The sequence below is a fragment of the Streptomyces sp. CNB091 genome (genome assembly GCF_000377965.1).
Map to the genome: position 1 here is coordinate 112,387 of NZ_KB899006.1, position 12,277 is coordinate 124,663.

Below are 12,277 nucleotides of genomic sequence, written 5' to 3' on the forward strand. Positions count from 1 at the left end.
AGCCCGTCCGGCGTTTGAGGACGGAGCCCTCGACCAGGCGGCCGTCAACCCTGCGGAGGCGGCGGCGCAGGCGGCGGCGGCCGGTGCGGCGGGTGTACCGGGTCCCGGGGGTCGTCCTCCGGATGCGGGGTCCGGGGCGAGGGCCGCGTACGGGGGTCATGCGGGTCGGGCCCCGTGTACGGGTCCGCCTCCGGCTCCGGCCATGGCGACGTCTGCACGGACATCCCCGGCTCCTGCGTCGGCGGCCAGGTGTCCACCTGGTCCGGCCCCGGCGCGGCGTACGGCTCCACCGGCTCCCGCTCCCGCCGGCTCCGCCGGACCCGCCCGCTCATCAGCAGCGCCCCGATCAGCATCAGCAGCCCGCCCGCCAACGCGTTCACCACGCCCACCTGGAGCCCGGACCCGTCCCCGGCCACCACCAGTGACCCCGCGGCCTGCCCCTGGCGGACCATCCACAGGATCGTGAAGCCCAGCACCACCAGACCCGCGAGGGCGACCACGAGCCGCGAGCGGAGGACCACGCCCACGATCACCAGCAGCGCCGCGGCGAGGAACGGCAGCAGCATCGAGACCAGCACCCCCGGCTCCGCGGCGGTGATGCCTCCGAAGAGGTCCTCCACCCGGTAGTCCTGCCCCGCCCGCCCGGCGTACCAGTCGCGGAACGGGCTCAGCACGGCCGATGCCGCCCCGGCCAGGGCGACGAGGGAGCCGAGGACGTTGCGGATCATCGTCAGCCTCCAGGGCGTCGTCCCGCGGACACGCACCCCCCGCAGCCGACGCTACGCCGGGACGATCACCCCCGCCATGCGGACGATGACGGAACCGTGACAGGGTCATGACTTGGACATGGGTCGCGTGCGGCATGCTGAGGGTGACGACGCACGCCATCGGCGCGACATACCGGCAACGAAACTCAAGGGGGGCTGCATCCATGATGCGGCGACAGACGAAGCTCGCGGCGGTTCTGGTCGTGGTGGTGCTCGCGCTCACCGGGTTCTCCACCTCTTCCAGCGGCGGCAAGGGCAAGAGCGGCAAGAGCGGCAGCTCGGGCGGCGGCGGTTGCTCCAGCTCGAAGAAGAGCAACAACGGCTACCGGGACAACGACTTCGACGAGGACTACGACGACGACGCCTCGTCCTCCGGCTCGTCCGGCTCCTACGGAACCCCGACGCCCACCGCGTCCGACGCCCCCGCCGTCCGGGTGATCCGCTGCGCCGTGCCGCGCAAGGGCAAGCGCAAGGCGGTCACCTCGTCGCTGGTGGAGGTGCGGTCGAACTACCCGGGCACGCAGGCGTACGAGATCGACGTGCGGTTCGTCGACGGCCTGGGCAACACCGTGGACACGGCCGAGGCCACCACGATCCTCGACGTCGATGAGGTGGACACCCTCACGGTGCGGATGGAGAGCCCCGGCAAGGTGTCCCGGGTGAAGCGCTGCGTCGTGACCGCCGAGGCGGTCTGACCCGGCTCCGGCCCGCGGGGGACGGACCAGGGCGAGGACAGGGGACACCCGGGACGCTCACCGCACCCGAGGCTCCCCGCCCCCGCCCCGCCCCTCGAACAGCTCCGCCTGCCGCTCCGGCGGCAGACTGCCCAGGGCGATCAGCGCCGGGGCCTGGGTCATCGCCTGGGTCCTGGCCGCCTCCTTCGCGGACCACACCGCCCGGACCGTGCCCTGCACCGCCTCCGTCGGGTAGCGGGCGATCACCGTCGCCGACCGCAGCGCCGCCGCCACCGCACAGCCCGGCTCCGTCACCTCGCTGACCAGGCCGATCGCGTACGCCCGCCCGGCACTCAGCCGTTCCGCCGTGCCCATCAGGGACATCCGGGCGACCTCCCCGAACGGCATCCGCTGGGCCATCGCGATGGCCTCGTACGCCGAGACCATCCCGTACGTGGTGTGCGGGTCGAAGAACGTCGCCTCCCGGGACGCGACCACGAACTCCGCCTCGCCCAGCAGGTAGAACGCCCCGCCGCAGGCCATCCCCTCGACCGCCGCGACCACGGGCTTCCACAGGTCGTTCGCCTTGGGGCCGATCCGCAGGAGGGGGTCGTCGAGGGCGTACGGGGACGGGGGCTGCGGCACGGTGACGCCCCGGTCGATCCCCGTACAGAAGGCACGCGTTCCGGCCCCGGTGAGGACGACCGCCCGCACCGACTCGTCGTACCGCAGGTCCCGCCACAGCCCGGCGAGTTCCTCGGCCGTCTCCAGATCGATCGCGTTGAGTTTCGCCGGTCGGTCCAGGGTGACGAGCGCGACCCCCGTCTCCGCGTCCCGCTCGATGCGCAGGGCCATCCGCTCACCGCTCCAGGAGCCAGCGGACGAGTGTGACCCCGCCGCCGGGCCCCGCCGGGCAGAACGCGGCCCGCACCGGAGCCCCGATCCGCAGCCGCGCCGGGTCCACCGAGTTCAACGGAGCGTCCGGGGCGGCGACGACGTTCCCGGCCATCCGGATGTGCGGGGCCTCCGCCAGCTCGACCAACACCGCGTTGTACGGGGCCTGTTCGGCATAGGCGGGGAGCAGTGGCGGATGCGGGATCACGTACGACCAGAGCCGGCCGCGCCCGCTCATCTCCCGCCACTCGCTCTCGAACGACCCGCAGTGGGGGCAGCAGGGCCGGGGCGGGAAGCGCGGTTCGCCGCAGGCGGGGGAGGCGCAGGCCTGGACGCGCAGTTCGCCGCGTGCGGTGTACTCCCAGAAGCGTGCGCCGTCCTCGTCGGCGACGGGAAGCAGCAGGGAATCGTTCACATCGTTCACGGCCATGTCCTCAACTCCTCAGCAGTACGGCCGACGTCGGAACGCCCTCGCCCGCGGTGACCAGGCAGGTGGCGGCGTCGGGAACCTGGGCGGTGGAGGTGCCGCGCAGTTGTTTCACGCCCTCGGTGATGAGGTTGAAGCCGTGGACGTACGCCTCGCTGAGGCCGCCGCCCCCGGTGTTGACGGGGAGCCGCCCGCCGCTCTCCAGCGCCCCGCCCTCGGTGAACGCGCCGCCCTCGCCGCGCCCGCAGAAGCCGTAGCCCTCCAGGGAGAGCGGGACGAGCGGGGTGAACGCGTCGTAGATCTGGGCCACATCGACGTCTTCGGGTCCGAAGTCCGCCTGTTTCCATAGTTGTCGGGCGGCGGTCCAGGCAGGGCCGGTGAGCGGGTCGTCGTTCCAGTAGTTGACCATCCCGTGGTGCTGGGCGGGGAGCCCCTGGGCGACGGAGTGGAGGTAGACGGGCTTCCGCCGGCAGTCGCGGGCGCGTTCGGCGGAGACGATCACGCAGGCCAACGCCCCGTCGGTCTCCAGGCAGTTGTCGAAGAGGCAGAGGGGTTCACTGATCCAGCGGGAGGTCATGTACATCTCGCGGGTCAGCGGGCGGTCGTACATGATCGCGGCCGGGTTCTGGTTGGCCCGGTTGCGGCAGGCGAGCGCCACGTTGAAGAGGTGGTCGCGGGTGGCCCCGTACTCGTGCATGTAGCGCCGGGCCAGCATGCCGATCTCGTCGGCGGGCCGCAGCAGCCCGTAGGGGCGGGTCCACTGGGCGGGCGTGGGGAGCTGGACGGCGGTGTTCCTCCACGGCCGGGGCCCCGACCCGCGTTTGCGTGACCGCCAGGCCACGCCGACGCTCGCCTGCCCGGTGGCGACGGCGGCGGCGAGGTGGGCGAGCGTGGCGCAGGAACCACCGCCGCCGTAACCGACCTGGGAGAAGAAGGTGACGTCCCCGGCGCCGATCGCCTTGGCGACCTCCACCTCGTCGGTCTCCTCCATCGTGTACGAGGCGAAGCCGTCGACCTCGGCGGGGGCGATGCCCGCGTCGTCGAGGGCCGCCAGGATCGCCCGGCAGGCGAGGGTCTTCTCCGACTCGGGGAGCCGTTTCGCGAACGCCGTCTGCCCGATCCCGGCTATCGCCGTCGCGTCCTTGAGCGTTGCCATCCGCTGACCTCCCGCACCGTCGCCCCTGCTGACAGCGGCAGAGGCTACCGCTATTCTGACGGATAGTCAGCTAGTGCGACGGCAGGAGGCGCGTGATGCGGGGCGACGAGGAATGGGGCAGCATCCCGGAGCTGGTGCGGGCGGCGGCGCGGCGGTACGGCTCCGCCGAGGCGGTGGCCGACGGCCGTACCCGGCTCTCGTACGCCGAGCTCGGCGAGCGGGTGGAGCGTGCGGCGGCCGCGTGCCTCGCCTCCGGTGTGGAGCCGGGGGACCGGGTGGCGATCTGGGCCCCGAACACCCCGGAGTGGATCGTCTCCGCGCTCGGGGCGGTGACGGCCGGCGCGGTGCTGGTCCCGCTGAACACCCGCTTCAAGGGCACGGAGGCGGCGTACATCCTGCGGCGCAGCCGGGCCAGACTGCTGTTCGTCACCGGTACGTTCCTGGGCACCTCGTACGTGGCGTCGCTGCGGCGGGCGGAGGTGAGGCTGCCGGACCTGGAGCGGGTGGTGGTCCTCGCGGACACGGCCCCCGAGGACTACACGAGCTGGCCGGACTTCCTGGCGGCGGGGGAGAGCGTCCCGTCCTCCGCCGTACGGGAACGGGCCGTCGGCATCTCCCCCTCGGACCCCTCCGACATCGTCTACACCTCCGGCACCACGGGCCGCCCGAAGGGCGCGGTGATCACCCATGCGCAGACGCTCCGCGCGTACGCGGTCTGGAGCGACCTGGCGGGCCTGCGCGAAGGCGACCGCTATCTCATCGTCAACCCCTTCTTCCACACCTTCGGCTACAAGGCGGGGATCATCGCCTGTCTGATGCGGGGGGCCACGATGGTGCCGCAGCCGGTGTTCAACGTGGACACGGTGCTGGCGAACATCGCGGCGGAGCGGATCTCGGTCCTGCCCGGCCCGCCGACGCTCCACCAGTCGATCCTGGACCACCCGGCACGCGACGCGCACGACCTGTCGGCCCTGCGCCTGGTCGTCACCGGCGCGGCGGCGGTCCCTCTCCAGCTGGTGGAGCGCCTGCGCGAGGAACTCCACATCGCGACGGTCCTCACCGCGTACGGCCTCTCCGAGGCGAGCGGCATCGTCACCATGTGCCGCCGGGGCGACGCGCCGGAGGTCGTGGCCACCACGTCGGGCCGCGCGATCCCCGGCACCGAGCTCCGCGTCCTGGCGGAACCGGGCGCTCCGGGCGAGGTCCAGGTGCGCGGCTTCCACGTGATGGCCGGCTACTTCGAGGACCCGGACACGACGGCCGCCACGATGACCGAGGACGGCTGGCTCCGCACCGGCGACGTGGGCGTCCTGGACGCGGCGGGGAACCTGCGGATCACGGACCGGATCAAGGACATGTTCATCGTGGGCGGCTTCAACGCCTACCCGGCCGAGATAGAGCAGCTCCTCGGCCTCCACCCGGACGTGGCCGACGTCGCGGTCATCGGCGTCCCGGACCCGAGGCTCGGCGAGGTCGGCAAGGCGTACGCGGTCCGCCGCCGGGGCGCGACGCTCACCGCGGACGACCTGATCGCCTGGTCCCGCCGAGAGATGGCGAACTTCAAGGTGCCGAGGGCGGTGGAATTCGTCCCGGAGCTGCCGCGCAACGCGAGCGGCAAGGTGGTGAAGGGGGAGCTGCGGGGGCGGTAGACCTCGGGTTGCGGACGTTCGTTCGGATTCGCTGAACGGGGTGAACGGGGAGGGCGTCGCGACCTTCGTGGCGGTATGGTCGAGGGTATGGCAACCAAGAAGTACACGGTCACCCTGCCGGAGGAGCTGGCGGAGGAGATCCGCAGCGAGGTGGGCCCCGGCGCGTTCAGCGCGTATGTCACGCGGGCCATAGAGAGGCAGCGCGAGCATGACCGGCTGGGGGAGCTGGTCGCCTGGATGCAGGAGAAGGACGGCCCGCTCACCGAGGAGGAGCAGGCCGCGGCCGCCGCAGAGCTGCGCGACATGGAGCGGTGGTTCGAGGAGCGGGAAGCCGACGGCCGTGGCGATCAGGCGGCTGCCGCCTGATGAAAGACATCTGCTTCGTCCTGGACAGTGAGGCGCTTTCCAGGATCGCGCTGCGGGATCGCACGTTCACGGGCATCCTGACGAAAGCCCACCAGTCGGGCATCCGGGTGGTGACCAGTTCCATGACGCTCATTGAGGCGTATCACGGCAAGATCCGCATGCCGGCGTGGAACTGGGCGATGGCACGGGTGGTCGTCGAACCCGTCACCAAGGACCTCGCCGACGAGGCGATCCGTCTCCTGCGCGAGGCCGGACTGCACGGCCACAAGTACGCCATCGACGCCGCGCTCGCCGCGATCGCGAACCGGCAGCCGGGCCGGACGGCGCTCTTCACGTCCGACGTGGACGACCTGGGGAAGCTGTGCCGGCCGAGGGTTCAGCTGCGCGGCCTGTAGGCACGGTCCCGGACATGCGGGAGGGGCCCGATCGCTTCCCCTGACTCGGACCCCTCACACATTCCCCCGTACCGCGACCGCGGCGGCTCCCCCTCGGTGCCACCGCGGCCGCTTCCCCCGTATCCCCGTCGGGAAGGTCTACTTCTTCGGCTTGAACGGCTCGGACGTCGCGTGCTGGTCCTGCGTCGTCACCGTCGCCGGCTCGCCGGTCGCGTGCTGGTCCTGCGTCGTCGGCTCGCCGGTGGCGTGCTGGTCGGCAGGCTTGAAGACCGGGTCCTTCTTCGTGGCGTCGGCCATGATGGTCAACTCCCTCTCTTGTGCGGTGCGTCAGCAGTGGGTTGGCGAGACCCGTCCAGCTGTTCCCCCGTGGACTGCTGGACGGGCCTCTCGGGGCCGCTCACCTTAGTAGCGCGCCCGATGTCGCCCCCGTCTGCCCCCCGACGCGACGGATCGACAGGACTGAGCATGGCGGGCGGCGATAAACGAACGATGAACGCGTGTGCTCTCAGCGCGTCGAGATGCTCGTCAGCAACGACCGGACGCCGTCCGCCTCCGGTGAGCCGAGCTCGTCGTAGATGCCCAGTGCCTCGTTCCAGCAGACCTGGGCGCGGCCGGTCTGGCCTATGCCGGCCAGCGCGTGCCCCAGCACCGTCAGGACGTTCCCACGCCGCCACTCGCCGCCGATGCCCCGCAGGACCGTCAGCGCCAGCTCCGCGTACTGGGCGGCCTGCGCGGGCTGCCCGGACGCGTTCTCCACTTCCGCAAGCCGGAACAGGGTCATGCCTTCCCACAGCCGCTGGCGGCTGTCGCGGAATATCTCCAGCGCCTCGGTCAGCTTCGCGGTGGCCGCTGAGAACTCCTCGCTCTGGGTCAGTGCCATGCCCAGGGCGTAGCGGCCGTTCGCACCGCGCAGAGCGTGGCCGAGGAAGTCGTAGATCTCGATGCCGGAGCGGGCCAGGGTGATCGCGCTGCCCGTACGTCCGGTAGCGAGGTGGATACGGGAGAGGTTGCACAGGGCGCTCGCCTCGCCCGGGCGATTGCCATCGCTGCGGAACGCCTCGATCGCCTGGTCCAGGAAGGCTTCGCCGTCCTGGTGGCGGCTGTGGTAGAGCGCGATGATGCCCCGGGCGTTGGCCGCCCAGCTGACCGCCAGCAGGTCCTGGGCGGTTTCGGCCAGCCGCATCGCCTCCTCGGCCTCGCGGTCCGCGTGATCGAATCGCCCCGCCAACTGGTGTGCGTTGGCAAGGCACATGACGGCGCGGCTCTCCGTCCGGGGATCGCCGCACTCCCGGGCGGCCTCGCGCACCGTCACGGCCGCCGCCTCGTACTGCTTCGCGTTCGCTCCCGATTCGCCCAGGTCCAGGGCGGCGTACAGCAGGTCCACAGCGCGGCGCAGGGTGGCCGGGCGGGCCACCTGACGTACGCAGGCCAGCAGATTGGTCGCCTCCGTGTACAGCCAGTCCAGCGCCGCGTGCCGGTCGTCGAAGGACAGCCCCGCGTGATCCGTCGGCTCCAGGTGATCCACCAGCCGGTCCCCCGGCCGCTCCAGCGCGTACACCCCCGCCGCCGTCGCCAGGTAGAAGTCCAGCAGCCGCGACAACGCCAGCTCCCGCTCCACCGGCGGCTGTTCGTCCCGCTCCGCGCACGCACGCGCGTAGAGGCGCACCAGGTCGTGGTACCGGTAGCGGCCCGGGGCGGCCGACTCCACCAGGCTCGTGTCGACCAGGGCCTCCAGGAGGTCCTCCGCCGCGTGCGGGTCCAGGTCGAGCAGGGCCGCCGCAGCGGCCAGGGAGATGTCCGGGCCGTCCGCGAGGCCCAGGAGGCGGAAGGCGCGGGCCTGGGCCGGTTCCAGCTGGCCGTAGCCGAGTTCGAACGTGGCCTTCACCGCGAGGTCGCCCGCCTGGAGCTCGTCCAGACGGCGGCGTTCGTCCGCGAGCTTGGCGGCGAGGACCGAGACCGTCCAGGTGCGGCGCGCCGCCAGGCGCGAGGCGGCGATGCGGATGGCCAGGGGGAGGAAGCCGCACGCGGCCACGACATCGAGGGCCGCCTCGCGTTCCGCGCCGACCCGTTCCGCCCCGACGATCCGGGTGAAGAGCTGGAGCGCCTCCTCGGGCGACATCACGTCCAGGTCCACGAGGTGTGCCCCGGCCAGGTCCACCATCCGCACCCGGCTCGTCACCAGCGCCGCGCACCCCGGCGTACCGGGCAGCAGCGGGCGGATCTGGGCGGCGTCGTGGGCGTTGTCGAGGAGGATCAGGATGCGGCGGCCGTCCAGCGTCGAGCGGTACAGCGCGGCCCGCTCGTCCAGGGTGTCCGGAATCGCCGAGTCCGCCGTGCCGAGCGCCCGCAGGAACGAGCCGAGGACGGTCTCCGGCTCGGCCGCCCGCGCCCCCGCGCCCTGGAGGTCGACGTAGAGCTGCCCGTCGGGGAAGTGCCGGCGGGCCTGGTGGGCCACGTGCACGGCCAGCGTCGTCTTGCCGACGCCGCCGATCCCGGCTACCGCGGAGACGGCCATCACCGAACTCTCGGCGGTCGCGAGACGGCTGCCCAGCTCGGACACGAACGCGGACCGGCCGGTGAAGTCCGGCACCGTGGCGGGAAGCTGCGCGGGCCGCAGCGGCGCGGGCGCGGGGGCCGGCTCGTCCGCCGGGCGCGCCAGCTCCTCGTCGGCGCGCAGGATGCGCTGCTGGAGCTGGGCCAGTTCGGGGCGCGGGTCGACGCCCAGCTCCTCCGCGAGGAGCCGGCGGGTGTCCGCGTACACCGCGAGGGCCTCGGCCTGCCGGCCGCTGCGGTACAGCGCCACCATCAGCAGCTCGCGCAGCCTCTCGCGCAGCGGGTGCGCGGCGGTGAGCGCCGTCAGCTCGGAGACGGCCTCCGCGTGGCACCCGACCTCCAGGTCCAGGTCGAGCCGCGCCTCGGTGAGCTGGAGCCGCCACTCCTCCAGCCGGGTCCGCTGGTTGTCCGCGTACGGGCCCGGCACCGAGGCCAGCGCCTCGCCGTCCCACAGGCCCAGCACCTTGTTCGTCAGGGTGCGCGCCTGGGCGCGGTCACCGGCCGCCCGCGCCTTCTCCGCCTCGGCCGCGAGGTCCTGCGCCAGCGTCAGGTCGAGCGCCGCCCGGTCGGTCCGGATGGCGTAGCCGCCGGACTCGCTCACCAGGGTGTCCTGGCCGAGGATCTTGCGCAGCCGCGAGGCGTACGTCCGGATCGTGGCCAGCGCCTGCGAGGGCGGGTCCTCGCCCCAGAACGCGTCGATCAGCTCGCCCGCGGTGGCCGTCCGGCCCTCGCGCAGCAGCAGCGCGGCCAGCAGGGCGCGCTGCTGGGGCGAGCCGGAGGAGAGCAGCTCCGAGCCCCGCCAGGCCCGTACGGGGCCGAGCACGGTGAACCTGAGGGCGTCCGCCGTAGCCGGTCTCTCCGGAGCTCGCTGCTCCGGTACGCGCACGCGTGGCCCGTTGTCACGGTCCATTGATGCCCCCTGTCCTGCTCGCCTGCCGGTCCCGCTCGGCTGCGGATCCTGCCGGTGCTGCCCGCGTCCGTATGTCCGCCCGTGCGTCGAAGTGCGGTATGCATCCGGATGGCGCGGTACCGCTGGTATCGCGCTCAACAGTCTGCCTTGTCTCGGGCGGACTCGTCAGCAGTGGGTGATGCTCTGCACAAGCCCTCGACAACGATTCGGGAACCGTGCCACGCGTCGTACACCCGCCATGAGACATGTCAATGCGCGCGCAATAGCTGACGGTTCGTCAGATCGGCGCTACCGTGGAACGCATGGAGACCTTCCCGAAGATCATCTCGGTGGACGACCACACGGTGGAGCCCGCTCATGTCTGGCGGGACCGGCTCCCGTCCAGGTACGCGGACTCCGGGCCGCGCGTCGTCCGCGCGCCCCTGAAGGAAATGACCTTCCTGGGCGGCAAGTTCGCGCCCGTGATGGGGGCGAAGGGCGACGACGGGCCGGTCGGCGACTGGTGGGTGTACGAGGACCTGCGCCGTCCGCTCACCCGGCTGGACACCGCCGTCGGCTACGACAGGGACGAGATCAAGCTGGAGATCATCACCTACGAGCAGATGCGCCCGGGCTCCTTCTCGGTGCCGGACCGGCTCGCCGACATGGACGTCAACCACGTGCAGTCCGCCCTCTGCTTCCCGACCTTCCCCCGCTTCTGCGGACAGACGTTCACCGAAGCGAGCGACCGCGAGCTGGGGCTCCTCGGCGTGCGCGCGTACAACGACTGGATGGTGGAGGAGTGGTGCGGCCCCGAGGCGCACGGGCGCCTCATCCCGCTCACGCTCGTCCCGCTGTGGGACGCGGAGCTGGCCGCCGCCGAGGTCCGGCGCAACGCGGCGCGGGGCGTGCGCGCGGTCGCGTTCTCCGAGATACCTCCCCATCTCGGGCTTCCGTCCATACATGCGGACGACTGGGATCCGTTCCTGGCGGCCTGCGACGAGACGGGCACCGTCATCGCCATGCACATCGGCTCCTCGTCGAGGATGCCGTCCACCTCCGCCGACGCCCCGCCCGCCGTCGGCTCCACCATCACCTTCGCCAACTGCTGCTTCTCGATGGTCGACTGGCTGATGAGCGGCAAGTTCGAACGCTTCCCCAACCTGAGGATCATGTACGCGGAGGGGCAGATCGGCTGGATTCCGTACATCCTGGAGCGCGCCGACGTGGTCTGGGAGGAGAACCGGGCCTGGGGCGGGGTCGCCGAGAAGGTCCACCGGCCGCCGTCCGAACTGTTCGCCGAGCACGTCTACGGCTGCTTCTTCGACGACGCCTTCGGGCTGAAGAACCTCGACGCGATCGGTGTCGGCAACGTGCTGTACGAGACGGACTACCCGCACTCCGACTCCACCTGGCCCCGCTCCCGCGAGGTCGGCGAGGAACAGATGGGCCACCTGGCCCCGGACGTCGTCGACCGGATCGTGCGCGGCAACGCGATCGAGCTGCTGGGGCTCACCGAGGACGGGCTCTGGGCGGGGGCGTAGAGCTGGGCGTGGGCGTGGGCCCGCGTACGGGGAGGGAGGGGCCTCTCGCGGCCGTCGCCCCCTCCCCATGCGCACCGGAAGGGGGCGTGCGCCCCCTCCCGTACGTACCGGATCAGGCCTTCGCCACCGGCTCTTGGAGCTCCGTCACCCAGCTCTCACGGTCCGGCGGGCACTCCAGGTTGACCTCGCGGGTGTAGCCGGTGGAGCGGTAGCCGTTGGCGTCCAGCCAGCGGGCCAGGGTGTGGGTCGTCGACAGGACGTCGTCCATCGCGCCCCGGTGCACGATCGTGGCCGCCTCGAACGGCGGCAGCTCCACCACCCGGACCTCCGTGTCCCCGACCGGGCCCACCGGGGCGGAGACCGCCACCCCCGCGTGCACGACGATCGCGCCGCCCTCGGGGGCGTCCTCGTAACGCGCGATCCCGGGACCGGTGGGCCGGAGGCCGGCACCCTCCAGGAGCGGGAAGAGCCGCTCGTACAGCGGGCCGATCACCGGCCCGATGTCCTGCGGCTGGTAACTCGCGGCCGTCCCGGTCAGCTCGGCCACCCGGACCGCCGGAACGGTCTTGACCACAACGTCGTCGGCAGGCATGTGCCCCTCGCTCTCGATCGACCGGAGCCTCGCCTCGACCCGGGCCAGCCGCGCCGCCGCGGCCGCCACCACCTCCGCCAGCTCGGCCCGGCGCAGCCGCAGCATGCCGCGCAGCTCCTCCGGGCCCACCCGCTCGTCCAGGACCGCCCCCACCTGCTGGAGCGTGAAGCCGAGGTCCTTGAGCGCGATGATCCGGTTGAGCCGCGCGAGCTGGGCCGCGCCGTAGAGGCGGTAGCCGGTGGCGGGGTCGGTGCGGTCCGGGCGCAGCAGTCCGATGGCGTCGTAGTGACGCAGCATCCGGGGCGACACCCGTCCGTACCTGGCGAAGTCTCCGATAGTGAACATGATGGCTCCCACTGCATGCCTTCACA

Annotated in this window: 12 protein-coding genes; 5 read left to right on the plus strand and 7 right to left on the minus strand. The window is 72.2% G+C overall.

Going from position 1 to position 12,277, the window contains the following annotated elements; translation table 11 throughout:
- Nucleotides 1-44: 44 nt before the first annotated feature.
- Entirely contained in the window at nucleotides 45-728 is a 684-nt protein-coding gene (locus tag D581_RS0127675) for a hypothetical protein (RefSeq protein WP_018960403.1), read from the minus strand.
- A gap of 203 nt (nucleotides 729-931) precedes the next feature.
- On the opposite strand from D581_RS0127675, the gene D581_RS0127680 reads away from it, so the two are divergent.
- Complete coding sequence (locus tag D581_RS0127680) at nucleotides 932-1,462, plus strand: hypothetical protein (RefSeq protein ID WP_018960404.1); 531 nt, start codon at nucleotides 932-934, stop codon at nucleotides 1,460-1,462.
- A gap of 57 nt (nucleotides 1,463-1,519) precedes the next feature.
- On the opposite strand, the gene D581_RS0127685 is transcribed toward D581_RS0127680, so the two are convergent.
- Genes D581_RS0127685 through D581_RS0127695 form a run of 3 tightly spaced genes read right to left on the minus strand, consistent with a single transcriptional unit; the run spans nucleotide 1,520 to nucleotide 3,918 of the window.
- Nucleotides 1,520-2,296 carry an enoyl-CoA hydratase/isomerase family protein gene (locus D581_RS0127685; protein WP_018960405.1) on the minus strand — a complete coding sequence of 259 codons (777 nt, stop codon included), beginning with the start codon at nucleotides 2,294-2,296 and terminating at the stop codon, nucleotides 1,520-1,522.
- Between the two features lie 4 nt (nucleotides 2,297-2,300).
- Complete coding sequence (locus D581_RS0127690; RefSeq protein ID WP_018960406.1) at nucleotides 2,301-2,765, minus strand: OB-fold domain-containing protein; 465 nt, start codon at nucleotides 2,763-2,765, stop codon at nucleotides 2,301-2,303.
- 4 nt (nucleotides 2,766-2,769) lie between these two features.
- A complete protein-coding gene (locus D581_RS0127695) occupies nucleotides 2,770-3,918 on the minus strand; it encodes a lipid-transfer protein (protein WP_018960407.1) in 1,149 nt (382 codons plus the stop codon).
- A 95-nt stretch (nucleotides 3,919-4,013) separates the two neighbouring features.
- On the opposite strand from D581_RS0127695, the gene D581_RS0127700 reads away from it, so the two are divergent.
- From D581_RS0127700 to D581_RS0127710, 3 genes are all read left to right on the plus strand, one after another.
- A complete protein-coding gene (locus tag D581_RS0127700) occupies nucleotides 4,014-5,567 on the plus strand; it encodes a FadD3 family acyl-CoA ligase (RefSeq protein ID WP_018960408.1) in 1,554 nt (517 codons plus the stop codon).
- 87 nt (nucleotides 5,568-5,654) lie between these two features.
- Complete coding sequence (locus D581_RS0127705) at nucleotides 5,655-5,933, plus strand: hypothetical protein (protein ID WP_032753197.1); 279 nt, start codon at nucleotides 5,655-5,657, stop codon at nucleotides 5,931-5,933.
- Nucleotides 5,933-6,328, plus strand: a complete 396-nt coding sequence (locus D581_RS0127710) for a PIN domain-containing protein (protein WP_018960410.1) — start codon at nucleotides 5,933-5,935, stop codon at nucleotides 6,326-6,328. Before D581_RS0127705 ends, D581_RS0127710 begins: the two co-directional genes overlap by 1 nt.
- A 138-nt stretch (nucleotides 6,329-6,466) precedes the next feature.
- On the opposite strand, the gene D581_RS1000000141720 is transcribed toward D581_RS0127710, so the two are convergent.
- Nucleotides 6,467-6,625: a hypothetical protein gene (locus D581_RS1000000141720; RefSeq protein WP_018960411.1), complete on the minus strand. Its 159-nt coding sequence runs from the start codon at nucleotides 6,623-6,625 to the stop codon at nucleotides 6,467-6,469.
- A gap of 208 nt (nucleotides 6,626-6,833) precedes the next feature.
- Nucleotides 6,834-9,791, minus strand: a complete 2,958-nt coding sequence (gene afsR / locus D581_RS0127720) for an SARP-family global regulator AfsR (protein ID WP_026290971.1) — start codon at nucleotides 9,789-9,791, stop codon at nucleotides 6,834-6,836.
- A gap of 302 nt (nucleotides 9,792-10,093) precedes the next feature.
- Between afsR and D581_RS0127725 the strand changes: the two genes are divergently transcribed.
- Nucleotides 10,094-11,314 (plus strand): amidohydrolase family protein, encoded by a 1,221-nt coding sequence (locus D581_RS0127725; RefSeq protein ID WP_018960413.1) that lies wholly within the window; start codon nucleotides 10,094-10,096, stop codon nucleotides 11,312-11,314.
- Nucleotides 11,315-11,426: 112 nt separating this feature from the next.
- On the opposite strand, the gene D581_RS0127730 is transcribed toward D581_RS0127725, so the two are convergent.
- Entirely contained in the window at nucleotides 11,427-12,251 is an 825-nt protein-coding gene (locus D581_RS0127730) for a MerR family transcriptional regulator (RefSeq protein WP_026290972.1), read from the minus strand.
- Between the last annotated feature and the right edge of the window lie 26 nt (nucleotides 12,252-12,277).

Excerpts from the sequence above, each read along its gene's own strand:
- D581_RS0127675 (WP_018960403.1), bottom strand. The coding sequence starts at position 728 with ATGATCCGCAACGTCCTCGGCTCCCTCGTCGCCCTGGCCGGGGCGGCA.
- D581_RS0127680 (WP_018960404.1), top strand. The coding sequence starts at position 932 with ATGATGCGGCGACAGACGAAGCTCGCGGCGGTTCTGGTCGTGGTGGTG.
- D581_RS0127685 (WP_018960405.1), bottom strand. The coding sequence starts at position 2,296 with ATGGCCCTGCGCATCGAGCGGGACGCGGAGACGGGGGTCGCGCTCGTC.
- D581_RS0127690 (WP_018960406.1), bottom strand. The coding sequence starts at position 2,765 with ATGGCCGTGAACGATGTGAACGATTCCCTGCTGCTTCCCGTCGCCGAC.
- D581_RS0127695 (WP_018960407.1), bottom strand. The coding sequence starts at position 3,918 with ATGGCAACGCTCAAGGACGCGACGGCGATAGCCGGGATCGGGCAGACG.
- D581_RS0127700 (WP_018960408.1), top strand. The coding sequence starts at position 4,014 with ATGCGGGGCGACGAGGAATGGGGCAGCATCCCGGAGCTGGTGCGGGCG.
- D581_RS0127705 (WP_032753197.1), top strand. The coding sequence starts at position 5,655 with ATGGCAACCAAGAAGTACACGGTCACCCTGCCGGAGGAGCTGGCGGAG.
- D581_RS0127710 (WP_018960410.1), top strand. The coding sequence starts at position 5,933 with ATGAAAGACATCTGCTTCGTCCTGGACAGTGAGGCGCTTTCCAGGATC.
- D581_RS1000000141720 (WP_018960411.1), bottom strand. The coding sequence starts at position 6,625 with ATGGCCGACGCCACGAAGAAGGACCCGGTCTTCAAGCCTGCCGACCAG.
- afsR (WP_026290971.1), bottom strand. The coding sequence starts at position 9,791 with ATGGACCGTGACAACGGGCCACGCGTGCGCGTACCGGAGCAGCGAGCT.
- D581_RS0127725 (WP_018960413.1), top strand. The coding sequence starts at position 10,094 with ATGGAGACCTTCCCGAAGATCATCTCGGTGGACGACCACACGGTGGAG.
- D581_RS0127730 (WP_026290972.1), bottom strand. The coding sequence starts at position 12,251 with ATGTTCACTATCGGAGACTTCGCCAGGTACGGACGGGTGTCGCCCCGG.